Source organism: Caballeronia sordidicola, assembly GCF_000729995.1.
GTDB lineage: Bacteria > Pseudomonadota > Gammaproteobacteria > Burkholderiales > Burkholderiaceae > Caballeronia > Caballeronia sordidicola_A.
The window spans coordinates 25,707-50,606 of the sequence record NZ_JNFG01000011.1; the positions used below are offsets into that span (position 1 = coordinate 25,707).

The 24,900-nt window shown below is 57.3% G+C and carries 22 protein-coding genes; 10 read left to right on the plus strand and 12 right to left on the minus strand.

All coding sequences use genetic code 11. From position 1 onward, the window contains the following. The first annotated feature begins 29 nt into the window (after positions 1-29). Genes FH08_RS0111890 through FH08_RS49440 form a run of 3 tightly spaced genes read left to right on the plus strand, consistent with a single transcriptional unit; the run spans position 30 to position 3,084 of the window. Entirely contained in the window at positions 30-1,052 is a 1,023-nt protein-coding gene (locus tag FH08_RS0111890) for an LLM class flavin-dependent oxidoreductase (protein WP_031358532.1), read from the plus strand. Then, positions 1,049-2,158, plus strand: coding sequence for a flavin reductase (locus FH08_RS50035; RefSeq protein WP_081889446.1), 1,110 nt, complete (start codon positions 1,049-1,051; stop codon positions 2,156-2,158). The genes FH08_RS0111890 and FH08_RS50035 overlap by 4 nt, the downstream gene beginning before the upstream one ends. A gap of 59 nt (positions 2,159-2,217) precedes the next feature. Beyond that, on the plus strand, positions 2,218-3,084 hold the full coding sequence (locus tag FH08_RS49440) for an alpha/beta fold hydrolase (protein WP_081889447.1): 867 nt from the start codon (positions 2,218-2,220) through the stop codon (positions 3,082-3,084). A gap of 100 nt (positions 3,085-3,184) precedes the next feature. On the opposite strand, the gene FH08_RS0111905 is transcribed toward FH08_RS49440, so the two are convergent. Next, entirely contained in the window at positions 3,185-3,961 is a 777-nt protein-coding gene (locus FH08_RS0111905; RefSeq protein ID WP_031358535.1) for an IclR family transcriptional regulator, read from the minus strand. A gap of 283 nt (positions 3,962-4,244) precedes the next feature. On the opposite strand from FH08_RS0111905, the gene FH08_RS0111910 reads away from it, so the two are divergent. The 3 genes from FH08_RS0111910 (at position 4,245) to FH08_RS0111920 (ending at position 7,591) form a co-directional block, all read left to right on the plus strand. Beyond that, complete coding sequence (locus FH08_RS0111910) at positions 4,245-5,336, plus strand: porin (protein WP_031358536.1); 1,092 nt, start codon at positions 4,245-4,247, stop codon at positions 5,334-5,336. 406 nt (positions 5,337-5,742) lie between these two features. Continuing rightward, the gene (locus FH08_RS0111915; RefSeq protein ID WP_031358537.1) at positions 5,743-6,600 is read left to right on the plus strand and encodes an oxidoreductase; all 858 of its coding nucleotides are present in this window, start codon (positions 5,743-5,745) and stop codon (positions 6,598-6,600) included. Positions 6,601-6,832: 232 nt separating this feature from the next. After that, positions 6,833-7,591, plus strand: a complete 759-nt coding sequence (locus FH08_RS0111920; protein ID WP_031358538.1) for a pirin family protein — start codon at positions 6,833-6,835, stop codon at positions 7,589-7,591. 381 nt (positions 7,592-7,972) lie between these two features. Here FH08_RS0111920 and FH08_RS0111930 read toward each other — a convergent pair whose 3' ends face one another. Then, on the minus strand, positions 7,973-8,257 hold the full coding sequence (locus FH08_RS0111930) for a (2Fe-2S)-binding protein (RefSeq protein ID WP_031358540.1): 285 nt from the start codon (positions 8,255-8,257) through the stop codon (positions 7,973-7,975). 609 nt (positions 8,258-8,866) lie between these two features. Between FH08_RS0111930 and FH08_RS0111935 the strand changes: the two genes are divergently transcribed. From FH08_RS0111935 to FH08_RS0111945, 3 genes are all read left to right on the plus strand, one after another. Then, positions 8,867-9,946 (plus strand): porin, encoded by a 1,080-nt coding sequence (locus FH08_RS0111935; RefSeq protein ID WP_031358541.1) that lies wholly within the window; start codon positions 8,867-8,869, stop codon positions 9,944-9,946. A gap of 383 nt (positions 9,947-10,329) precedes the next feature. Beyond that, complete coding sequence (locus FH08_RS0111940) at positions 10,330-10,527, plus strand: hypothetical protein (RefSeq protein WP_031358542.1); 198 nt, start codon at positions 10,330-10,332, stop codon at positions 10,525-10,527. A gap of 615 nt (positions 10,528-11,142) precedes the next feature. After that, complete coding sequence (locus tag FH08_RS0111945) at positions 11,143-11,472, plus strand: DUF4148 domain-containing protein (protein ID WP_031358543.1); 330 nt, start codon at positions 11,143-11,145, stop codon at positions 11,470-11,472. A 416-nt stretch (positions 11,473-11,888) separates the two neighbouring features. Here FH08_RS0111945 and FH08_RS0111950 read toward each other — a convergent pair whose 3' ends face one another. After that, positions 11,889-12,794, minus strand: coding sequence for a LysR substrate-binding domain-containing protein (locus FH08_RS0111950; protein WP_031358544.1), 906 nt, complete (start codon positions 12,792-12,794; stop codon positions 11,889-11,891). A 488-nt stretch (positions 12,795-13,282) separates the two neighbouring features. On the opposite strand from FH08_RS0111950, the gene wrbA reads away from it, so the two are divergent. After that, the gene (gene wrbA / locus FH08_RS0111955) at positions 13,283-13,903 is read left to right on the plus strand and encodes an NAD(P)H:quinone oxidoreductase (RefSeq protein WP_031358545.1); all 621 of its coding nucleotides are present in this window, start codon (positions 13,283-13,285) and stop codon (positions 13,901-13,903) included. Positions 13,904-14,136: 233 nt separating this feature from the next. Here the strand turns inward: wrbA and FH08_RS54140 are convergent, their stop codons facing one another. The 9 genes from FH08_RS54140 to FH08_RS0112005 form a co-directional block, all read right to left on the minus strand. Further along, positions 14,137-15,732: a methyl-accepting chemotaxis protein gene (locus tag FH08_RS54140; RefSeq protein ID WP_051888168.1), complete on the minus strand. Its 1,596-nt coding sequence runs from the start codon at positions 15,730-15,732 to the stop codon at positions 14,137-14,139. 241 nt (positions 15,733-15,973) lie between these two features. Beyond that, complete coding sequence (locus FH08_RS0111970; protein WP_031358547.1) at positions 15,974-16,312, minus strand: YciI family protein; 339 nt, start codon at positions 16,310-16,312, stop codon at positions 15,974-15,976. A 57-nt stretch (positions 16,313-16,369) separates the two neighbouring features. Beyond that, positions 16,370-17,743, minus strand: a complete 1,374-nt coding sequence (locus tag FH08_RS0111975) for an MFS transporter (protein WP_063771196.1) — start codon at positions 17,741-17,743, stop codon at positions 16,370-16,372. Between the two features lie 196 nt (positions 17,744-17,939). Continuing rightward, positions 17,940-19,424 (minus strand): carboxylesterase/lipase family protein, encoded by a 1,485-nt coding sequence (locus tag FH08_RS48355; RefSeq protein ID WP_152602804.1) that lies wholly within the window; start codon positions 19,422-19,424, stop codon positions 17,940-17,942. Continuing rightward, positions 19,421-20,827 carry an MFS transporter gene (locus FH08_RS0111985; RefSeq protein WP_031358550.1) on the minus strand — a complete coding sequence of 469 codons (1,407 nt, stop codon included), beginning with the start codon at positions 20,825-20,827 and terminating at the stop codon, positions 19,421-19,423. Before FH08_RS0111985 ends, FH08_RS48355 begins: the two co-directional genes overlap by 4 nt. Before the next feature lie 28 nt (positions 20,828-20,855). Next, positions 20,856-21,959, minus strand: a complete 1,104-nt coding sequence (locus FH08_RS0111990) for a porin (RefSeq protein ID WP_031358551.1) — start codon at positions 21,957-21,959, stop codon at positions 20,856-20,858. A 169-nt stretch (positions 21,960-22,128) separates the two neighbouring features. Then, a complete protein-coding gene (locus tag FH08_RS0111995; RefSeq protein WP_051888174.1) occupies positions 22,129-23,061 on the minus strand; it encodes a LysR substrate-binding domain-containing protein in 933 nt (310 codons plus the stop codon). Between the two features lie 78 nt (positions 23,062-23,139). Next, positions 23,140-24,411, minus strand: a complete 1,272-nt coding sequence (locus FH08_RS0112000; protein WP_051888176.1) for an amidase family protein — start codon at positions 24,409-24,411, stop codon at positions 23,140-23,142. 167 nt (positions 24,412-24,578) lie between these two features. Continuing rightward, the gene (locus FH08_RS0112005; RefSeq protein ID WP_035566015.1) at positions 24,579-24,896 is read right to left on the minus strand and encodes a YciI family protein; all 318 of its coding nucleotides are present in this window, start codon (positions 24,894-24,896) and stop codon (positions 24,579-24,581) included. Positions 24,897-24,900 lie beyond the last annotated feature (4 nt).

Genomic DNA, 24,900 nt, shown 5'->3' on the forward strand with positions numbered 1-24,900 from the left:
CACTCATTTCTCACCTTACTGGAAAATCGATGAAATTCGGTATATTTGATCAAAACGATCGCAATGGACTGCCCATTCATAAGCAGTACGAAGATAGAATGCAGATTATCGAGCTTTACGACAGGCTCGGCTTCCATGCCTATCACATGTCGGAACACCATGCGACCACGCTGAGTGCTTGCCCGTCGCAAAGCGTGTTTCTTGCTGCTGCCGCGCAGCGCACCGAGAAACTGCGCCTGTCGCCGCTGGTCTACATTCTCCCGATCCACCACCCCGTGCGTCTTGCCGAAGAAATTTGCATGCTCGACAATCTGAGCGGCGGCCGCCTGGAGTACGGCGTAGGTCGAGGCGCCTCGCCCCACGAAATCGAGGCGCTCGGTATCGACCCGGCCACGGCTCAGGCCAGATACGTCGAGTCGTATGAAATCATCAAGCGGTATTTGAGCTCGGATACCCTCAACTACAAGGGGACGTTCTGGCAATTCAACGACATGCCGATCGAGCTCAAGCCGCTGCAGACGCCGCCTCCGACCTGGTACGCGCTGGCATCGCCGGAGTCGACGGTATGGCCGGCCCAGGAGAAGATGAACATCGTGTGCGGCGGCCCGGTCCAGCGAGTCAGAGCGATCACCGATCGATATCGCGAAGAGTTCGCAAAACGGCATCCGTCCGCCGCTGAGCCGCTCATCGGCGTGAATCGCTACATCGTTGTCGCGGAAACGGATCAGGAGGCCATGGAAATTGCCTCTCGGGCATGGTCGGTCTTCTATCCGAACTTTTCCAAGCTCTGGAAGAAGCACGGCACGGAACCGGTCAACCAAAAGCTTCCGCCGACGATCGAGCCGCTCGTGGAATCGGGTATCGCCATAGTAGGCCGCCCGGAAACCGTTCGTGAAAAGCTGCTGGAGCAGGCTCACGATGGCGCTTTCAACTACCTCATCGGAACGTTCATGTTCGGGGACATGTCCGTTTCCGAAGCAAAGACATCTATCGGGCTGTTTCATGAGTCCGTCATGCCGGCGTTCAGCGAGGCGCAAAAGGTTCTGTCATGACCGGAAGCACTTCGTTAGATCACGAACGTCCTGCAATCAGGACGTTCGACAAACGTCAGCTGAGAGACGTGCTCGGGTCCTTCGTAACCGGTGTCACGGTGGTTACCGCCCTCGATGCGCAGGGGCAAATGCACGGTCTCACCGCTAATTCGTTCTCCTCGGTCTCCCTGGACCCTCCGCTCGTTTTATGGAGCCAGGCGACTTCTGCGGGAAGCCATTCGGCTTTCAAGGATGCCGAGAGATTTACGATCAACATCCTGGCTGAGCACCAATTCGACCTCGCCAATCACTTTGCGACCCGGTCGCCGGACAAATTCTCTGGCGTCGACTATGACCTTGGCGTTGACGGGCTGCCGCTATTGCGCGATTGCAGCGCGTGGCTGGAGTGCAAGGTAGTCTCCCGCTTTCCAGGCGGAGACCATGTGATTTTTGTCGGGTCGGTGGATTGCATACGCCAGAGCTCGCGGCGGCCGCTGGTATTTGGTGGAGGGCAGTATCTGGTTGCCGACCCGCACGACCTCGGCCTCGCGCCGGTCGGAACGGAAGGTGCGATGAAATCGCAGCCGCACGCTGTCCGGCTGGCCAGCCGTGCCATGTTGCGGCTCGCACGTACAGTGGACCAGACACTTGCGCTGGTAGCGTGGGGCAATCACGGTCCCACCGTGATCGCGTGGCAAGCCGCCACCACGCCTGTGGCCGCCGATCTGCCACTGGGGCTTGTCCTACCGGTGACTTCCTCCGCTTCGGGATTGGCCCTCGCTGCGTTCCTTCCGCCCGAAGCAGTAGATCGATTCGTGACGGCGGAGCTGCGTGATAACGGGCGACAAGCGTCTGGCGAACCGCCCCTCACCGCGGAGTCGCTCGCTAGCGTACTTGAATCCGTCAGGGCTTCGCATGTCGCGACGAGACGCCCCGGACCGTTTTATGACGACCGGGTGCTCGCCAACGCCATCAGCGTGCCCATTCTTTCCCCGAACGGACTGGCGGTGCTGGCACTGACGGCCATCGGCCCGGCAGAGCATTTCGATGCCGCGGCTGACGGCCCCTGTGCAGAAGCCCTTAAGGCCGCTGCGCATGAAATCTCCGCTGCTTTGAGAGAAACGTGAATTGGCATTTTCCTAAGTTCCAAGTTAAAGCGACTGATATATCGGCCCGAACTCCAATCATGACTGAAACAGATAGCCATCTACTTGAGTCCTCGCTACCCGAGGTCGAGCAAGTGCAATTGAATCTCCCCACACTCGGCGCTAACCGGGTCATTACGTATCGCACTGCCGGCGACGAGCGCGCGCCCGCCATCGTGTTGTTGCATGGCATTGGTTCGAGTTCGGCGGGATATCGCGCGCAGCTCGCCGCACTGAGCAAGAACTATCGGGTGATCGCCTGGGACGCCCCCGGTTATGGGCAAAGCAGTCCCTTTGCGATCAGCACTCCGGCTGTCACGGATTACGCGGATGCGCTCGCGGACCTGATGTCCGCACTCGGCATATCGCGCGCAACCGTCGTAGGCAGTTCATGGGGTAGTGTCATCGCCGCAACGTTTGCAGCGCGGTACCCGTCGGCTACGCGCGCCCTCGTATTGAGTGCGCCCAATGTCGCACGAGGACATCTATCCGGTGGGGAGCGCGACGCGGCGCGAGAAGTCCTGATGCGAAGCGCAGCGGCACAATCGCCCGAGGCGCGCGCCGCTGTGATCGACGCTCTGCTTGCTCCAAATGCAGGGGCCCGGGTTCGCGAGGTCGTATCCCGGCTGAGAGATGCGGTGACCCCTACAGGCTGGGAACAGGCCGTGGACATGCTCTTCTCAACCTATACGCCATCCGTCGTTCCTTCGATCCAGGCGCCGATCTCCGTCATTGTCGGCAACCTGGACCGCCTCGCGCCAGTTGACGACCATGCCGGGCCGATTCACGAGGCGGCTCACCATTCGACGCTCCACGTGCTCAATGCAATCGGTCACATGCCGAAGCTAGAAGCGCCAGGGGTGTTCAATTCCATCGTGTTGGAAGCTGCCGCCGCTGAGACAGACTGACGGAAGCACGAACGCAATGAGGCGGCGGCGCCAAGCCGCTGCCCTCGCTATAGCGTGTCCGTTGCGCTCACCCGCGCGCATCGGTATTGAGCGCCCGCTTCTAGCCAATTTTGAGGGGGACCTTTCCGCCCAGTGCCACCGTAGCTCGAAGCGCGCTATCGATTAGGGCCTTGACCGCTTCCCCCTCAATTTCCGTGTTCAGTGTTGCAGGCGATCCGATGAGACTGATGGCAAATCGGAGGTCCCCGTCCCTGTCCCAGATAGGGGCCGCGACAGACACGTAACCCATGTCCCCACGATGAACCGTTGTGAAGCCACATTTACGCAATTCAGTGATCGCTTCTTCCCGCAAGGAAGCCGGACTCCATTGCTGGTCCGCAGACAGTTCGCGGCTGATGAGATCCTCGGTGCGCGCTGGCTGAAGGCAGGCAATGAACAGCTTTCCCGCGGCGGTCGTGACCAACGGAATCAGGCCTGTTCTCAGCTCGAGAATACTGCGCGTCTGCCCCTCCTGCTTAAAGAGACTGACCGGTCCGTCTTCCGTCCATGCAGTCACGGCCGCACCGCTCAGCGTTGCTTCCCGCAAGGCGATCACCTCCCGGCGAACGATATCGAATCCGTCCAACTGGTTGATCGCGCTCATCCCCAAAGCAAGCGATGCCGGCCCGAGCTTGTAGCAGCCCGGTTTTTCGTCCGCCGACACAAGCCCGGTCCGCACCAGACTAATCATGTAGTTGCTCGTCGCGCTCGGCGACAGTTCGGACAGCGCAGCAATTTCTTTGAGAGGGAGTGCCCGCTCACTCGTCTGCAACGCCGAAAGAATTCGGAACGCAATCTCGACAGACTGGATGCCGCGCCTCGCAGTCACATTGGTCATTTTTGGGCCATATGGAAGTCAAAAAAATCACCGCTCCGGGTTTCCACGGACGGTACTCATGTTGACACGTCTAGGGGCGGTCCCTATAGTGTTCAACATACATTATGTCATTCATTATTGTTGAATGCAACGCTGACAAACTGGGGCGATCGGGAACGACCGAGCAGCCGGAATAATCGTTTGAGTTTTTAGCGTCTCATTTCATCAGTAGTACAAATTTTTTACCCTTCCTTTTATTCATATAACTTCTTCGGAAGAGAAACAACCGGATTGGAGACAAGGCATGACAACTTTTGGACGTACAGTGGCAGGCGTGATCGGGGCACTTTCCGTGGCCAGTGCCGCCAACGCGCAATCCAGCGTTACCTTGTATGGGATTGCGGACACGGCAATACAGTACGTTAGCAACGTTGGAGGACATGCCCTATTCCAGGAGGGAAACACGCACGCCCCCGACATTTTTGGCTTGAAGGGCGTTGAGGATCTCGGTGGCGGGCTACGCACCATCTTCGATCTTCAGAACGAGTACTTGCTAAACAATGGCCAGGCACTTGTTCCCGGGACGTTGTTCAACAGAAAGTCGTATGTCGGACTGCAGTCGGACACCTATGGCACGTTGACGCTCGGTCACCAACCCAGCTTCATGTATGACATTCTGGCCAATTATCAAACGCCTCTGCTCGTTGGCAACATTCTCTCGCTTCACGAGGGTAACCTCGATGAAATCGCCAACTTCTTCCAGTTCAACAACGCCGTGAAATATGTGAGTCCGACCCTGGGCGGATTCTCCTCGGGGGCTGAATTTGCGTTTGGAAATGTGGCCGGCAATTTCAGTGAAAGCCGCGACTACTCTTTCTTTGTCCAGTACAAGGGAGGACCTTTGAGTCTGGCAGCCACGTACGCGAACGAGAACAACCGCTTTCTGGAACTTTCCAGCTTTATTGGTCTTCTGTCGCTGTTTAGGACTCCACTTCCTCAAGCCGAGGGCGTTGTTGCCAACAAGCTCGTCAATTGGGGGCTCGGCGCATCCTATCAGTTTCAAAATGTGCTTGTGCACACCACCTTTACGCAGTCGCGCATCACATTGGCGACTGGCCAGGGTAACGCCAACACAGTTGACGCCGGTATGAACTGGACGATCAAGCCCGATGATGTACTCGCGATTGGCGGATGGGTGGAGAACCTCGACGGTGGAAACTGGAAGACCATTACCCTCTCGAATTCTTACCTCTTCTCGAAGAGAACTACGGTCTACCAGCAGGTGACCTACCAACACGCGTCGGGCGCCAACAGCGTCGCCTCGCTCACGGGCGCGGGCGTCGCATCCGGCCGGTCTGCGACCGGCGTCTCGGTTGGTATCGAGCATTCATTTTAGGAATGCGAATCTACCCTCGAGTGAGGGTACCGTTTCATGACCGCATCACTTCAAGGAAGCGACTGCCTATACCAGCGCATACAAGAATTTTCTCGATTGGCTAATTGAGGAAGCCGAGCAGACCGGACGCGACATAAAAGCGATGTTTGGCGACTGAAGCGCACCTGTACAGGTGCAACAAACGGAAGTTTCATGATTACCTCCACGCGAAGGTGTAGAGGAACTCGAGTGGCGTCCGAGAAATTAACCAAATAACTTCCGTTTCGACCGCTTGGAAAGGTCATCGGAGCGATCAGATGCAGGCGAGCAGCCGACCACGCGGTACGCGCCAACATGCGATACTTTTCGTTCCGCTACCTCTACCGTGTGGTTTAGCTGCCGCGCGGCTCTCGTCAAAAGGAACCTCATGCCATCCGCCCATACCCCCTCGTCCGCACCCGTTTGGTTCATTACCGGCTGTTCCACCGGATTCGGCCGGGAGCTCGCACGTGCCGTCCTTGATAAAGGCTGGCGTGCTGTCGTGACGGCTCGTCAACCTGGCTCCCTGGCAGAATTTGACGAAGGCTACGGTGACCGCGCACTGGTGCTCGAACTCGATGTCACCCAAGCGAGTCAGATCAAACACGCGGTTGAAAAAGCCCTGCAACAATTTGGCCGCATTGATGTGTTGGTCAACAATGCCGGCTATGGCTACCTGAGCGCCATTGAGGAAGGCGACGATCAGGACGTGCGCGAGATGTTCGAGGTCAACTTCTTTGGCGTCGCCGATACCATCAAGGCCGTGTTACCCGCGATGCGGGAACAGCGCGCCGGGCACATCGTCAACATCACGTCCGTAGGCGGCCTGATCGGCAATCCGGGAAGCGGCTACTATGCCGCCAGCAAGTTCGCGGTGGAAGGCCTGAGCGAAGCGTTGGCCGCCGAGACGGCCGATTTGGGGATCAAGGTTACGGCGGTTGAGCCCGGGCCGTTCCGCACCGATTGGGCAGGACGTTCGCTGAAGCAAGCTAAAAAGCCGATTGAGGCGTACGAGGCGGGCGCTGGCAAGCGCCGCGCTGCCATCTCGGCCGCTAGTGGCAAGCAGCCAGGCGACCCGGCACGCGCGGCCCTGGCTATCATCGCCGCGGTACAGTCGCCAACCCCTCCGGGCCATCTGATCCTGGGCAGCAACGGGCTGGAGCGTGTCAAAATCAAGTTGGAGGCTTTGCGCGCCGAAATCGCCACATGGGAAGCCACCACCGTCAGCGCCGATTTCCCTGGTTAGTCGGTCACGGACATGCCACCGTCAGATGAAGGGAACTCCCGGACAATGAACTGAATGGAGATACGCCAAGACGCGAGGGGCAAGCGAGGTGTCCCGATTGTCGGAAGCTGCGTCTAAGACGGACGCATTTATTGGCCGTGTTTTACCCTTACTATCCTTTGAGGAACCGCGATGAGTCTCACTCGCGGAATACCGACCCACAATCGTGCGGTCGCACCAAACGGATCACATCATGCTTGCCAATACTCTTCGTATCACCCGGCCGACGAGAGGCCGGCCTCTTTCAATCGGAAACCACTTCAGAGCGCAGAGCTTTCGTGAAGACCAATTCGGCGGGGCAATGGATCCGCTGCTGATGGTCGATCATTTCCGGATGAACGAGCCCACATTCGGGCTCCATCACCATGCCGGGTTCTCCGCTGTAACGTATGTGTTCGAGGACTCCCGCAGCGCGCATCAAAACACTGATTCAATGGGCAACAATCTGCCCATCAATCCCGGTTCGCTCCATTGGATGGCAGCGGGGCGCGGCGTCCAGCACGATGAATGGCCCGTGGGCGAAGAACCCGAAACACACGGGCTGCAACTTTTCGTGAATTTGCCACGGCAAAAGCGCTACGCCGAGCCGTATGCGATTCACCTGGAGTCGGCCGACGTTCCCGTCTACGCAGCCGAAGGCGTTCGGGTCCGTGTTGTCGCTGGTGAATTAAAACGTGTCCGGTCACCCGTTGAACTACCCCAGCCGTTTTCGATTTTCGATGGTTTCCTGGTCGCGAAAGCAAATCTCGATATACCTGTTCCACAAGGTTGGAACGCATGGATTTATGCAGTAGAGGGTCAAATAGAAATAAGCGTGGGCGATGAGACAAGCATGCTTGAGCAAGGCTATTCGATAGCGCTCGAAGGCTTCGGCGATGCCAGTTCTGCGTGCATCGCCAGTCGGACACCGAGCCATTTCATCATGTTGGCAGGGCTACCAGTCGAGAACTAAGCAATCGATGGCGATGGTAGAACAATAAAACCCTCTTCCGGGAAATTCCTACCGTCACAATTGTGAGGCGTCAGCAGAAATGGCGTGATATTCGGCGGCAACTCCGTCGTCGGAAAGCCGAGCGGCATGCGCAGCATCGTGACGAATCCCGCCATTTCGGCCGCGGTCACGACGGCGGCAACACCCGCGACTTCCAGCGCCGGTGACGTATCGATGCTCTTGATCAGCGCATGCGCTATACGGGCTTCTCACGAATGCGATATGGAGCATCTCCGGCAGCTCGATATCGCCGACGTAACGACCCTCGTTGCGCAGCAGCGGAACGTTTTCGGTACGCAGCACGCGACGTGCCGACATAAGAGTTCTTGAGCGCGTCCGTCATCAGCTCCGGCGTGCTTTCAGCGCAGCCATCGCGGCCACGACGATATTCTGATAACCGGTACAGCGGCACAGATGCCCCGAGAGCGCGAGCCGTACGTCCTCTTCATCAGCATCGGGCTGGTCGCGCAGCAACTCGGTCAAGCTCATCAGAATGCCCGGGGTGCAAAAGCCGCACTGCAAGCCGCAGTGCTCGTGAAAAGCCTCCTGCAACGCATTGAGCTCAATCTCGCCCGCGCGCCCCTCGACCGTGACGAAATTGAGAACCCACGAGTCAGGGTGTTGCATTCCAGATCTGAGAACAGGCATCACCCATAGGCCTTCGGGTGGGCAATCGATAGTACCGGGTCTCATCCCAAGCCCACCTCCATGTTCCAGCGGCGCCTCGATAGATGTAGGAACCTCTTCGTCCAGCACGTGAGACGAAGAGTCCAAGGTGGGGCACTAGCGGAACTTTATTGACACGCGAAAATAGATCCACACAAACATTGTCCTTACGAATTTTCCTGGAGACTTCCCTACCTCCTGAATGTTGCAGATGACCTTACCAACGGCTCCTCTTTGAGCCGCGTTCAGTTTCGTCATTGATATGGATGCTCGCGTTCTGCAATTAACGACTTTATGACCCAAATAATTTGCATGCCTAATTTATTGGACCGCAGGAAGCATGTCGTCGTGACGATCAGGCGCGCGCAATCTCATTTTGCGAAGGCTGGTTTAACCAAACCTGCGATTGAAAATCGCACCACCCGAATGAATCTGTAAATAAATAACATTGCCGCAACTAGAAAGTCGGGCCGCTATTTTCGCAACCCATCACCTTCCCGCGACGGTAGTGGCTTTACAGACCTTTCCTAACCCAATCCACTAAACGACTTAACAAGAGCAGGAGGCTCAATGAAAGCCAGGAAGATTTGTGTATTGAAGGCCGCACTAAAGACTATTGTCGTTGCCTCCCTTCTGCCTTCGGCATCAACACTGGTATACGCGCAATCGAGCGTGCAGCTCTACGGACAGGTCGACGAATGGGTAGGAGAACAAACATTCCCGGGTGGACAACGGGCATGGCAAGTCGGCGGCGGTGGTATGTCGACATCATATTGGGGATTGAAAGGTGCCGAAGACCTTGGGAATGGATTTCGGGCCATATTCACGCTCGAAGACTTCTTCCGACCGCAAAACGGACAATACGGAAGCTTCAACGGTGACCCATTTTTTTCCCGAAACGCGTACGTCGGCGTCGAATCGCCCTATGGCACGGTGACTGCTGGGCGCCTGACGACAGAACTGTTTGTTTCTACGATCCTGTTTAACCCGTTCATCGATTCATATACGTTTTCGCCAATGGTCTACCACGTGCTACTCGGCGTCGGGAATTTTCCGAGCTTCACGACAGATCAGGGCGCTGTCGGTGCTGGCGACTGGGATAACGCTGTTCAATATTCGAGTCCGAGCTTCAATGGCTTAAGCGGCAGCGTAATGTATGCGCTCGGAAACACTGCCGGTCAAAGCGGCGCAAAAAAATGGAGCGCCCAATTCCTGTACTTCCAAGGCGCATTTGCCGCCACCGGTGTGTATCAATACATGAACTTCAACCAGGCCCCCGGCGACCTCACGCAGCTGGTTCCGGGCCTGAAGAGCCAGAGCGTCAGCCAGCTCGGTCTGACCTACGACCTGAAGTACGTCAAGCTCTTCGGCCAATACATGTATACATACAACGACCAGCAACAGGGAAGCTGGCATGTGAACACTACGCAGGCCGGCGTAACGGTGCCAGTAGGGGTGGGCGCGATCAAGGCATCCTATGCGTATTCGCGCGATGCAGGTGGACTCGATCAGACTCGTAAGACATGGGCGGTCGGCTACGACTATCCGCTGTCCAAGCGCACCGATGTCTACGCGGCGTACCTGAACGATCACATTACCAGTGAATCGACCGGCAACACTTTCGGCGTCGGTATTCGTGCGAAATTCTGACGCATCGGCCTCAATTGCCAGCCTTGCGGGTCGAGCCACCCACATGCGTGATCCTGCGCTCAACAGGGCTTGTCGTCTGCTGTGGCGCCCTACGCGCCGCGTCGGTGGCAGTGCTGCAGTCGCGCGATCACACTTCCTTCTCAGTGACCTCGTACCTTGGACCACGTTCCGACCCAATCTTCTCGATCTTGCCCGTGAAGCGGTAGTTAGGACGCTCTGGCACGTGTTTATTAGTTGCGAGTTCTTGATGTCCCACGGGTGGATAGCGCGTAAGGCATTTCCGCAAGCACCGTCGCCGCACACAGCGAGCTTCAAGAGTCAGCCACGCGAGATCTAAAAGCGTGTTGGCGCATCTACCTGGAACCAATAACGGAGAAATTATTATGAGTAAACTAACACTGATCTTGACTGGTCTCTCGCTTGTAGTCGGCGCCTCGGTGGCGCTGGGCCAGCCTGCCGCCCCGGTGGTTTCCAGCTCGGTCAGTTCGTATTCGCCACCTACTGAGAAGCACGTCAAGAAGCCGAGGAAGCCGAAGGCTAATAAGGGTGCGTCGACGCCGGCGGACAACGTTACCCAGTAAGCAGCGCCAGTTTGCGTGTAACGGAACGGGTTCGCTTGAGCCCCAGTCCTATCAGCAAAAAAACAAAAGCCTGCGCCTTGCGGGCTTTTTTCCTTGTTAGAGGCGACCAAAGGCGAACGCGGGCTCGATCAGTACACAGTACACCGATGGCACAAAGCGGATCGAGACCGCCTTGGGACTTGATGGGCAACCCCATCCATCCGTCTACGATGGGCGACAAGTCCTGTGGTATCGCTATGCGTCCGCTTGTTTTTAGTCGTGGGCATCCCAATGGACACGGCGTTAATGTCCGTGATGGCTTCGCCGTCAGCAATCGCTACGGTGAGTGTCCGAAGAACACAGCGCGGTTACCGGTTTCGACACTCGGCTGGCGGAATTAAAGCGATTACAGATAGCCCCTCTTTGCGCTCAGGTCAGGGCGCCTCCTCTTCCCTTACGGCGCGCGCTCGCTGTGGAGTTCTTAAGGGTTCGCACCGCTATTGTCGTTTCAGCGACAACAGTGAATTCTGATTTTAGGTATTTCCCCTAAGTCACATCCTCCTTAGACTCTCTTCCACGGCCACACGCTACCAACATTCGTAGCACCGTACAAAACAATCTCTGGAGGTAGTCGTCATGAAATCGCTCTTTAAGGCTGTTGCTATCTTAGTCGTTGTCGCTGCTCCGCTTTCCTCGTTCGCACAGTCGAATCAGCCTGTGACCCGCGCGCAGGTTCGCGCCGAACTCGTCCAGGTTGAGAAGGCAGGCTACAACCCCACGACGGCAAACAGTCTCGATTACCCGGCAAACATTCAGGCCGCTGAAGCACGCGCGGCTGTACAAAACGATACCGTACAAGCCAACTCCGCCGCTTACGGTCCAAGCATCAGCGGGACGTCGCAAATGGGTCGTCGGGCCGAGGCGACAGTGAGTTCGTACTCGCCGCCGATTTATATCGCGCGTTAATCATCTGGGCCGGCGACTCCGCGCGGGCGGCCATTGGCCGTGCAACGTTCCCTTCTGCCGCCCGTCGCGACGCCCAAACAGTGGGTTGAGATGTGCTGCATTCAATTGCAACCGCCCGTCGGCTTGATTCGCAATCGTTGACGCGCCCAGCAGCGTCACTTCAGCATAATAAATTCTTGTAGTACAACGTATGACATAGCATTTGCAATCCCTATGGGTCTGCCAATGCTGGCGAGCGGACAGCCGAAACACAGCTTCGAGGAGAACACAGTCTGCGTACACGGACGTTGGTGTACCGTCTACGTCTGCAATGAGATCAATGGGATCTCTGAACTAATGAAGTACGGGTCGAAAGCAACTTGAACCTGGATCCGTTCACAAAGCGAACTACAGTACCGGCTCGATCTGCACACGCTCTAGCACTTGATGACCTTCGGAATCTCGCTTACGAGGAAATCCACAAAAACTCTGACAGAAGGGAGCAGCCCATGCCGAAACGGCATTAGCGCAGTGAGCGTCGACTCTCCCGCTGACCATTCCGGAAAAACCATCTGCAGTTCTCCAGCAGCAACGTCTTCGCGGCAGATGTATGCCGGCAAGGCGACAATCCCCAGCCCCTTTTTGGAGGCCTGCTTAAGGCCCACCATATCGTCGCTCATCAAGCGCGGCTCAACGCGAATCGTATGTTCATCACCCGCCGGACTTCGCAACCGCCAAAGCGGGGGAAGACCACCGCGCATCATGAACAGAGCGCGGTGATTGGCGAGATCTGCAGGGAGAGCAGGCATCCCGTATCTCTCAATATATTGACGACCTGCAAAGAGGCGCCAGGGCGCCGAGCCGAGCGTCCGTTGTACTAGATTTGAGTCGGGCAGCGCGTCCGAGTGCGCCCTGATCGCAAGATCGAAATTTTCCGCAACGATGTCTACTGCTTGATCAGTTATGTGCTGGAGGACATTGATTTTGGGAAACCTATCCAGGAATTCAGGCAGTACTTTTCCCATTACAAATTGGGCACTCGCGACTGCAGCCGTAAAACGAATCAGTCCGCTCGGTTCGACCAGCCGCTGCTTGACGATGGATTCTGCAACTTGAGCCTGCTCCAGCATCAGAGCCGCTTGCTTGTAGAAGTCCAGCCCAACATCTGTCACGCTGAATCGCCTTGAAGTTCTATTAATTAATCGTGCACCGAGCGACGCCTCCAGTACCTGGATGCGATGGCTAATCGTCGATTTAGGTACAGAAAGGCTACGGCTCGCCGCAGTTATCCCGCCGTGATCCACGACATGCACAAAATAATAGAAGTCGTTCAAATCCAACACGTTTTCCTTGGTCGACGCCCCACACCAATCTTCCCGCTAAATTGTTGCCCGGGTACTGTCATCAACGAGCCCAATGCGAGACAGCATCAAGGCACAGACACACGTGATTTCAAACACTGATCGTACGGCATTGCGAGCGCCAAGGTCATCCAATCAATAGGACATTTCGTCCAAACCATGGAACCACGAGCGCCTTACAACAGTCCTGGCTCGCGGCTGGCGGAATGGTCCTGCTCCACCCGGCGGTCGCCGCAGCAGCAGTCAAAGTCGTGGCATTGTAATTCGAATTAGACCCATGCAGCACCGCATCCGTTAAAGCGGCAGTCGTCCTCCAGCTTGAACGCTGCATCCATAAAGGGCAACGACGCCGACCGATATTCCTGACTATTATTCGTGGCCGAGGTCTGTTGTTAGCGGTTCCGATATTGCGCGATCTACAGACGGCGTCGATCGATCACTTTCGGTCACTTATCCATTAAGGAGTTTGCATGCCAACACCCAGGGTTTTGATTGCCTTTTATTCACGCGCCGGATCAACCGAAGCTCTTGCCAACGCGGTAGCCGAGGGCGCCCGCGCAGCCGGCGCCGAGGTCAGATTGCGTCGAGCACGTGAAGTAGTGTCGCCCGAGGTTATGGCTCGTGCGCCCGGATGGAGCGAAGCAGCGTCCGCAATGAATGACAAATATGAAGCCCCAACCGAGGATGACGCGGAATGGGCTGACGCTCTCGTCCTCGGTACACCGACCCGCTTTGGCTCGATGGCATCCGAGCTAAAGGTTTATATTGATAGCCTCGGAGGCCTATGGTTCAAAGGTGCTTTGAACGGAAAAGTCGGGTCGGTTTTTGGCGCTACATCATCGAGGCATGGAGGCAATGAATCAACACTGTTGTCCCTTTATGTCCCCCTTGCACATCTCGGCATGATCATCGTTCCCCTAGGGTATTCGGACCCTCTGTTATTCAAGGCCGGTACACCCTACGGCGCGACACACGTGTCATCGAGTAATAAAAATGCGCCGGATGACGATCATCTCGCTGTGGCACGCTATCAGGGAAAGCGCGTAACTACGGTCGCGAAAGCATTGCGCAGTTCGCTTACCGCAGCCTGATTCGACGTATTCCCTGCCGGTGTAGAGTGGTTTGTCTCACGCTCGCGGCATTCAGAATCGGCTGACGTACCGACGCACTATCCAGCGAGCGCGGTGCGTCGGAATAGTACCGATAGCGCACTGTCGAGCATACCGAAAAGTTCGCCGCGATGAAGTCAATTAATCTATTCAACAGCGTGCTTCAGCACGAACTTCACCTGAAAGCGGTCCGCATCAATCTGCGTCAACCGCGATCATGCTTCATTCTGGAGAGACGGCCTGGCCGACGTAGATAATACGGGGTCTCCAACCTTGAATGCCAATACGGTGTCTCGCAGCCGAATGGTCTGTTCTTCCAGCGAGTGAGCCGCAGCAGCAGCCTGTTCGACGAGCGCGGCATTTTGCTGCGTCACTTGGTCCATCTGAGCGACGGCCAGAGCCACTTGCTCGATGCCGCGACTTTGTTCCTCCGAAGCATCAGCAATTTCACCCGCGATCTCCGACACCTGCTTGATCGCCATTTTGACCTGACCCATGCCTGCTCGGACTCCCACCGCCTGCCTTGAGCCATCCCGTACCAGTGCGGCTGACGAGCTGATTAGCCCATTGATTTCCTTCGCGGCAGCCGAAGAGCGTTGCGCGAGACTGCGAACTTCACTGGCGACCACCGCAAAACCCCGTCCCTGATCGCCTGCTCTCGCCGCTTCGACTGCGGCATTGAGTGCAAGGATATTGGTCTGAAACGCAATACCTTCAATCAAACCCGTGATCTCGGCAATCATCGTAGAGGCCTGGCTGATTTTCTCAATGGTTGCGACCATTTCCAGAACTGCGTCGTCACCCGCATCTGCCATGTCAGACGCAGTCCTTGCCAACGCGCTCGCCTGGCGAGCATTACCGGCATTCTGCTTCACCGTCTCGGTCAACTGCGTCATGCTGGACGCAGTCTCTTCCAGGGACGCTGCCTGCTCCTCTGTGCGGGAGGATAAATCCATGTTTCCCGCAGCAATCTCCCGGGTCGCGCTGCCGACCGATTCCGTCGAAGCGAGAACTGCGACAACGGTCTCTTCCACCCGGCGCATGAAGCGATCGAACCAGACCGCGCCATACCCGAATTCGTCATTGCGTGGACTCGCTGACCGATTCGAAAGATCCAGCGTTTGAGCGAGGTTTTCGAATTTCCTTCGTTGCCGATCCAAGCCGCCGCACACAACACTATGCACGTGAAAATAGCCGAATGCCGACGCAGCGAGCGCGATGAACAGGCCGGCCGCTAGAATGAAAAACGAATTATTAAAGGCCATGCTGTTCTCGTCGATGCGCCGCTTGGCGTCAGCAACTTTAAACGCCTCGGCCTGGATCAACGATTTTCCTAGCGCATCGGCAGAATCACCCGTCCTGTCGATTCGATCACCAATATTTCCTAAGCTTTGGCCATCGATCAAAGAAACTACCGCCGCACTCTGCGCTTTGAACCTGACCAGATCGCGAGCGAGCCCCTCCGCAATCTCACGCTCCTTGCTTCCATTAAAACTGGCGGAATAGTAGCCGCTCCAAGCCCGGTCTATTGCTGCCAGATCCGCCCTGATACCGGGCAGTATTCGCGCGGTGTAATCGGGTACCGGGTTTGCTCTAATGCGCGCGAAGTTTGCGGAAATATCCAGCGTGGACGACCGGATGTCGGATAGTTGCGCCAGAGAAACTATGCTGGTTGACAACGGCGAAGTGATGTCCGATTTCAGTTGGGTCTGACCGAACATGCCAACGAGTCCAAGAACCGCCGCCAGCACGGCGCTGGTGCCAAATGCCATCGCCAGTCTGAATTTTATTGTTGGGACAAATTTCGACATCCTGTTTCCTTCGGCCTGTCACTCTCGTAATCGGACTATTCCGAAGCGCAAAGTGAAAATACTGGACATGTTCTTCCGATTGCGAAAGCACATGCGAGTGAGGGTATTCTTTCAGGTTAACTAACTTTTCTTTACGCAAGTTTCCTATGATGATCTTTCCCATAACTTTCGATTGGATAGAAATCGTGGAATGGAAGATCGAACTCTTGCAGCTCGCCGACGGCATTTTCCAACATTCAGGCTATGGCGAGCGCCCGTACGTCCATCCCCATCTATCGATGGAAATAGTGGCAAACAGACCACCTTTATGGAAAGGAGATGTATGAACCCAGTTCCTGACGTCGGTGGAGGTCGCCGCGTCAAGAATCAAGAACGTTCCGGCAATCCTGTCGTCCGATGTATACAACAATCCACCATGAATCATTTTCACACGCCCGACCTCCTTGACATAAGCGCGCTGCTCGTCGGTTAGCCGCTCGCGGATATCACCCGATTGCGGATGATCCATACCGCGAAAGACGAAAAAGCTGTTCTCCAATTTTCTCTCCGGAAATTCTTTCAGGGTGAATGGAACCCGCATCGGGATATCGCCGATGTCGCTTGGAACAATCCTAAGGGCTCAACCAAACGGCATGTATCAGTGCAGTTGAGAGATGGTTTGGGAGTCAAGCGCGCCGGCCGTCAGCGCGCGCGAAGGAAAGGCCGCTTTGCGACGCAGTGTGCAAATACACAGAAACGCGATCAACGGAGCGGCACTCGCATAGAAAAAAAGGCTCGTAACCGGAAGATTCAATCTGATTAGCTGTCCTCCCATCAGCGGCCCCAGGATAGACCCCAACCTCCCCATTCCTAGCGCGCAACCTATCCCCGTCGCGCGTACAGCAGTCGGATAGAAAACGGCAGCGAGAGCATTGAGCGCAGGCTGTCCTCCGACTACGCAGAATCCACAGAGAAATATTGTGGCAGCGGCGAGCAGATCAACGCTCGTCAGCGCGCTGTACCCCACGGCCGCCGTGCTAACCGTGCCTACGAGAAACAAGACCGGCAAGACCGTTGAAAATGAGAACCTGTCAATAAGTCGTGCCAGCCCAATGGTGCCGGCCACACCACCGACCTGGAGGACAGTAGAGAGGAGCACCGCGTGCGCCGGTGAATATTGTGCTGCGGCGAGTGCGGTCGTCAGCCAGCTGGATAGCAAAAAAAGCGTCAGCATATTGACGAAATTAAGAATCCAAAGCAATAACGTGCCCGTCGCGCGACCATCGGAGAACAGCTGACTGGCGCTGGCGGAAGTTGGCCCACTCGTTTTGAAACTGGCGTCCGCCGCAATTTTCATCAGTGGGTTCACGGACAGCAAGAGCCGGCGAATGCGCTCGGGTTCGTGATTCTTGACAGCACGGAACTGAACGGACTCAGGCAGGGCGAAGATCATGAGAATCGCCAGGACGAAGGGAACGGCGCCACCAACGTACATCACGGATTGCCATCCCCAACGCGGCATGATTGCCGCGCTGACAAAACCCCCGACCGCTGCACCGGCTGTAAATCCGCAAGACGTCAGCATCATCAACGTTACTCGGATCTTGGTCGGAGCATATTCACCCACCAGCGCCATGGTGTTCGGGATGACCGCACCGAGTCCGAGGCCGGCGATAAACCTCAATGTCATTAACTCCGGCAAACCTGTTGCCTTCGACGCGGTCAACGTAAAGATCGAAAAAATGAACGTTGCCACTATGATGACCGGCCGACGTCCGAAACGATCCGCTGACGAACCAAGAATGACTGCTCCCACCAGCATCCCCGCGAGTCCCGAGCTGAACACGGGACCTAGCGCGCCCGCCTTCAAATGCCAGTCAGCCATTAGCGCCGGCGCGACATAGCCTATTGACTGGGTGTCGAAACCATCCATGATCTGGCACATTCCGCAGAGTGCAATGAGCCACCAGTGGAAGCCGTGCATAGGAGAACGACTTACTTCCTCCGCGACATCGAAGTTTTTGCTAGTCATGGTTCCTCATTGTGGGTCTCTTGGTTACTTTATCTGTCGGCAGGATCGAACATGTCCATACCTGGATCATATCGACGGAATAGACGCATGATGCGAAGCCCCCATGGACGCTATGTCTTGGATATGGAACGATCTCGTGATGGAACGCTTGAGCAAGCGTGACATCGACACACTCTCGTATTCCTATTCATCACGGTCAGATCGATCCCTTGACGCCGCCGAACACGAGCGCGGGTTTCTCGTGCTCGTTGTAAGCAGGCCATTGCGGAACACCTTCGCCGTTGGGATCGCCCCGTTCGACAAAATTCAACAGCGCGTGTTGAACCTCTTGCGCCAACGCGCGTGCCCCGGCCAGGTCGAGATCCCTGAGCATGCCTGCGTCCGCCCAGCGCTCGAAGTTATCGAAGACAAACGGCAACTCAATGCAATGGCAAGCCCCCACCAAAGGCACCTTCGATCGCCACGTGAAGTCATACAAGAAAACGCGGCTCCCGGCTCTCGTCAGGTCGCTGGCAAAACGTCGCGTCGGCTCACGGAAGATTTCGTCGGACGTGAGCTCGACTAGAAGGTCATAAGACGAAGCGCCTGGGCGGGCGTGGCGACGCCGCTCGTATTCCCGAGCGCCCTCTTCCCCAAACACATCGTCGAAACGATCAAGTACTTGTGTTTCGGTCGCATCGATCGCCGAGCGGTCATGCGATAGAAACGCGCCCATTTCGTCGGGCAACGTACCGAGCAAAACCGGTACGCCTGCCGACCTCGAAGCGGCAGCGGACAACATGTCCGCCGGGAGCGAGGCGTCAGCGAGAGGCAGGAACGTCTCAGGAATATCTGCGAAAGATGATTGTGCTTGCGCCAATAGAAGCTGGCCCTGAAGTAAACGGGCAACGGGCAGTTCACGCAACGAAGCAGTTTGCGCCGGCACGTCAAGCAACCGGCAGTAGGCGCGGGCGAGCAACCCCGCATCGTGTGGCTGCTGTGGTTTGAGCGAACCAGGCAAGCTCAGCAGGATCGCGCTCGCGAAGCGTCCGCGTGCCGCTGACGAAGCCATCAATGCGCTTGTGTACCACGCACCTGCCGACTGTCCGCATAACGTGATGGAATCCCTGTCGCCACCGAACGCTGCGATGTTGTCATGCACCCAATCGAGCGCGGCAAGCAGGTCGTGCAAAGCCATGCTACCGGAAGTCTCGCCGGGCAGATAAAGATTGCCCAATGCGCCTAGCCGGTAGTTAACGCCCACGAAAATAGCCCTTCCACTCTTAGCCAGAGTGTCACCGTGGTACCACGACAACGCGGCGCCTCCTGTCAGCCAGCCGCCGCCGTGAATCCAGAAGAGCACGGGCAGCTTTTCTCCCGTAGCCGGAGACGAAGACCGCCATACGTTTAGCCGAAACGCGTCCTCCGACTGGTTAGCAAATTCCGCCGTGGTTCCCATGATCGGCGTAAGTCGACTGGGCATCTGCGGAAACACCGGCCCGGGGGCGCTCGCGTCGCGCACGCCCTCCCACGCAAGCGGAGGCAACGGTAAGGAGAACCTCCGCGCCGGTCCAAGCTCGGCCGCATAGGGAATATCGAAGAACGCGTCGACACCGTGCTTGCGCCTGCCAGCGAGCACGCCTTGTGCGCACAGCACCTGCGGTTGGTCGTTATTGGTTTGCATCTTGTTGTGTGTGGTCAATGGAGACTGCCATTCGTTGCAGGGCGGTGCCCGGAACCTTCAGAAGCGGTATGGCCCGGTGAGTCCGGCGCAGCCCGATAGGTGTTGTCGCCAAGGATCGGCCGCATCCAGAACATGCTTAAGGAGCCGATCAGCAAGGGCACACCGAGGAACATGCAGACCACTGGGAACGGCCAGCTCGACGTGACGATCAATCCGATCAATGCCGACCCGACGATCGAACCCAGCCTCCCGATCGCCAGCGTCCAGCCCCCGCCCGATGCCCGCAAAGCGGTCGGATAAAACACGCCAGGAATCGTATTAATGCAGATAAGTGGACCGCCAATCGCGAAACCCGCCAGGAACACCACGCCGGCATACCACGCTGCCGTCTCGAGCAGTCCGAGTGCGATGACCAGGAGCACGCCTATACCGAACGCAGAACCGACCACCGCCGCGACATTGAAACGGCGCACCATCCATGCGAATAGAACCGCGCCGCCCAGCGCGCCGAATTGAAACATCGACGATAGTTGCGACGCCGCGTGAATCGACAAACCACCCTGCTTCAGATGCGTCGGCAACCAACTCCCAATGAGGAAAAACACCAGGTAGCCGCAAAACTCCGCGCCCCACGTCAACAGCGTGCCGAGACGGTATTCGCGGCCCAGCAACGCAAACCTCGAACTCGTGGCTGCCGCCGGAACGTCTTCGACGTACTCGAGATTCGAACAGTCGAGCGCGGGAAATATCTTCGCCATTGCCTGCTCGATCACGGACCTCGGTTTTTTTCTCACCAGCATGTGCAGCGGCGACTCAGGCACGCGCCAGACAAACGCTACCAGCACGACCAGTGGCAGCGCTCCGCTTAGCGCGAGCATGCCGCGCCATCCGAGCACGCCGATCAGCCACGCGGTCGCGAATCCTGCCGAAGCCGCGCCGAACAGGAAACCGCAGAACGTCGTCGCGAGCATCACCGAGCGCGCACGGTCCGAGCAGTATTCGGCGACGAGTGCCGACATCACCGGCATTGCCGCACCTACGCCGACGCCAGTGACGAAGCGCCACGCGATTAGCTGGGAGAGCGCCTGTGCGTCGCTGGAGGCGACGCTAGCCACCCCGAAACATGCAATAGCAATTGCGCCGACGACCTTGCGGCCGAGGCGGTCGGCTAGCGTGCCGCCCACGATCGAACCGATCAGTATCCCCGCCAATCCCACGCCAATTAGCGGTGCGAGCGCGACACCCGGCAGTTGCCATTGTTGCGTAATGGCTGGCGCGATGAAGCCGGTAATCGTGGTGTCGAATCCTTCCATCGTGGTAACCGCGAAGCAGATCAGGAAGACCGTCCACTGCCTGGCGCCGAATGGCGTATGGTTGAAGATACCGTGCACGGTGTGCGCTGGTCGATCATGATAGGTCATTAGGCATCCTTTATGAGGACAGCACAGATCAGAACTTGTGACGAATACCGACGCGCAGCGCAACCTGAGACGTCGTGCTCGAAGCTGCCGACAGGGTCGTGATCTGCGCCTGTGTCGCCGAGCCGCCTGCTTTCAGCACAACGCCGGCGAGGTAGATGTCCGTCCGTTTCGATAGAAAATAGTCAGCGGACAGGTCGATCGCGCGATAAATCGGTACGGCGCTGGTCGCATCGATCTTGCCATGCGTATAGACGTACGCCACGCCGAGCTGGATGTCCGGACGCACCAGCCAGCCAACGTTCGCCTCATAGTTGTCGAAGTTCACGTCGTTGCCCGCAAAGCCCTTGGCGAACTGTGTCGATGTATATTCGAAACCGGCGGTTACCGGGCCGATTGCATACGACCCGCCCGCGCCGGCCACGCGCCAGCTTTGTGCGGACGGCACGTACGCTGAGTAGATAATATTCTTTGGCGCGAGACTGTCAAAACCCGCTGCAAATGGGTTCTTCATGAACATGTATGCCGCAGCAACGTACAGGGGACCTCGTGTGTAACTGATGCCGGCGGACGAGGTGCTCTGCGACGAAAATTGCCCCGGCTGGCCGCCAAAGCTGTATAGCGCGCCCACTGTAATTCCGGAAATATTGGGGCTGACGTACTTGATCGAATTATTGATCCGCACACTGCCGCTGGTATTGTCCACGTCCCCGGCGTGCGCGAAGTAAATGCCCCATTTGAGACTGGCGTCAACCGGTGCAAGCATGTCAACTACTTCGTCATATTGGCGGCCCATTGTCACCGTCCCGTACTTTGATGACAGACCGACAAACGCCTGGCGGCCGAATATTCGTCCATTATTGCCGAGATTCCCGGTGGAAGGATCAAAGCCATTTTCAAGCACGAAGACTGCTTTCATTCCACCGCCCAGGTCCTCCGCCCCACGCAGCCCCCAGCGTGATGCCGACGCCACGCTGCTCTGCAACTGATAGTTAGCATGGCCGCTCTGATTGTTGGTGTAGGTGATCCCTTCATCAACGATGCCATACAGCGTGACCGCGCTTTGCGCATGGCTGACAATCGGTGTGGCCGCTAACAACGCTGTAGCCAGCGCCGTCGACAAACTCTTTTTCATTCTGATCTCCTAAGTCCTTGGGTCATATGCCCGCCTGTATCGCGCGCTTTGAAGTTCAACCCGACTTTAGATTTCCAGAACAAGAAAGAATAATGAATTGATAGTAGGACCACATAACCGTCTTGGCATGTGGTCCTACGCCGCGTTGCCTTGTTTACAAGTCACCTTGCTAATCATTGCGCGCCATGGCAAGTTCGGCCAGACGTTCGACGAACATATCTCGCTGGCGATCAACGACACGCTCGGATCTCCACATCGCCATCAAGGGTCCGAGCGAAAGCGGTAGTTCGAACGGAAGAACACGCAAATCGCGTTGCTGCTCCATTTGCCTGGCGACGCAATTGGGCATCAGCATGATGAAATCAGTGGTCTGCACCAGCCGGATATTGACCGGCATCGATAGAGAAGTGAGGGGCATCTCACTCAGTACCAGTCGCGCCGCCGCGATCTCCATCTCCAACTGCATACGAACAATATTACGTGCTGGCGGCAGGATCCATGTGTAGACCATCAGGCTTGCCAGCGTCAGCGGTATCTCGCTGCGAAGCAGCGGATGAGCGGCGCCGACCACCAGCACAATGCGGTCGAGACCGAGTCCACGCACCGTGTGATGCTGCTGCTGCGCAGCGTACGGATAACGGCCGATTACAACGTCGAGACTACCAGCCTCGAGTTTCGGCACAAGGTCTTCCATGTTGCCATCTTCGATGATCAGCGAGAGCCCCCGGGACAATTCGCGGAGATCGTTGATCGCACGGGATATTGGCTCCCACTCCGCAATCAGCGAGAAAACCCCGACGCGCAGTGTGCCCGCATCACCCCGTCGAATGGCTTCGAGGGCGTCGTGGACACGGTCCAGGTCAGTCAGCACATTGCGTCCGTGGCGGATCAAAGCCTCGCCAACAGGAGTCGGCCGTGTGCCGAAGGGAGTGCGATCGAACAGTCGTTCACCGATCACGTCTTCGACTTCGGCGAGCGCCTTTGATATGGCCGGCTGCGTAATGTTCAGCGCCTGCGCCGCACGCAGCAGGTTGCCCATGTCGGCAATGGCGAGGACGACGTGGATATGTCTGATCTTTAAACGGGAGCGAAGCGGATTCATTTGGAAATACTCGCGGGCGGTCTATCGCAATCCCGGAAGAATGACAGAAAAGACGCGTCCCGTGCCGCGATCAGCCGATCATCCGAGGCGCTTCATGACCTCGCGTGCGAACGAGAACAACACGTGTTCGTCACCGGGCCGGCCGATCAATTGCAATGCGCAACCCGGCGAGTCCGTTGCTTCGGCGGGAAGCATAAGCACAGGGTAGCCGGCGAGAGAGAACGGTCGCGTGAAAAGACCTGCAGCGTCGGACGCTTTCATCATGGTGTCTGCGAGCATGACAGATTCCTCCCCGACGCCGAGCGTCTTGACCGGCGTGCAGGGCGCCACGAGGACGTCGATACGCCTGGCGACAAACAAGTCAGCGAACTGTTGCGTGAGCAGGCCCTGATATGACTTCGCCAATGCGTAGTCGGTTAGTGATACATGCGCTGCCGAATCAAGCCGCGAGGCAATAGTCACGCTATAGCGGTACGGTGATTGTTCGCGTATTTCCCGATGATTTCGCGACGCTTCGAACGCAGTAACGAGCGACGCGGCAGCGAAACTTTCTTCAACGTGATCCAATTCAATGATCGGCGCCTCGGGCCATTCAGCCCTGAGCGCATGCATCGCTTCACGCACGCCACGGTCGGCCAAGCGTTCGTAGTCGCCAGACGCAAACCCGACCGAGACACCGGTTCCAACGTCCGGGGGCGAAGGTTCAGCTTTCGCCAGTACCCGCCACACCGCTTCGAGTCCGCTTAGGGACGACGCCAGCAAGCCAGCATGGTCGAGGCTCTGAGCCAGCGCTCGCGACCCAGCCAGACTCAAATGATCGAAAGACGGTTTGAGCCCGTACACGCCGCACAAAGCACCGGGCACTCGTATCGATCCGTTCGTATCAGAGCCTATTGCGAAGGGAACAATACCGGCGGCTACGGCCGCTGCTGACCCGCTCGACGACCCACCTGTCACCTTCGATGAATCGCGTGGATTGATCACCCTGCCATAGTGCGCATTGTCTCCAAGAAAACCGTAGGCATACTCGTCCATATGAGCGATGCCGATCAGAATCGCACCGGCCTCCGACAGCTGACGCACGAGCGCGGAGTCTGCCGCGGCGACTGAAATCGACGGGTCTGGGGGACCTCCCGCGAGCGTCGGCTCCCCCTTGACGTCGAACAGGCTTTTAACCACGAATGGCACGCCGGCCAGCGGCGGCGCAGACCGGCTGCCGGCCATCTCCCGATCGAGTGCGCGTGCTTGTTCAAGCGCGCGATCCGCCAGCACCACGGCAATGCAATTCCACGCATCCGCGTTCGCTCGCTGAATCGCCACCTCAATATCCGCCTCAATCCCGTGGGTCATCAATCTCGCCTCGGGCTAGCGGCACGAGCATCGACTCCATCGCGCAACCGCTGCACGCACGCATGAAGCCGCTGCCGGTTCGGGTCGGCCGGGACCGGGTGCATCGGTGGCTCAACGCCGATCGCACGCAGGCGCTTAAGCAATGGATACACCCGCGCCTCATCCATTCAATTACCCTCTACAGATGTTGGTGCGAGTTCCGGGCGCCACTGGGCGCGACGCATCCGCGTGATCCGCACTCGAGCATAGAGTCCGGCACAGCGAAACGGCTCGCCGGCGGAAAACGCCTCCGCCTCGGCGCGCGTCTTCACGTTCAGAATCAGCGTGCTGCCCAGTCGCGTTTCGCCGTCGTCATCAAGCATCGCACCTCCAAGCACAATCAAGCTCTTGTGCTGATCGAGGTAGGCAAGGTGTGCCTCCTTATGTTCCGAGCGGATCTGTTTGGAGACCTTCGGATCGTCTTCGCAATACAGTACGTAGAGCATGATG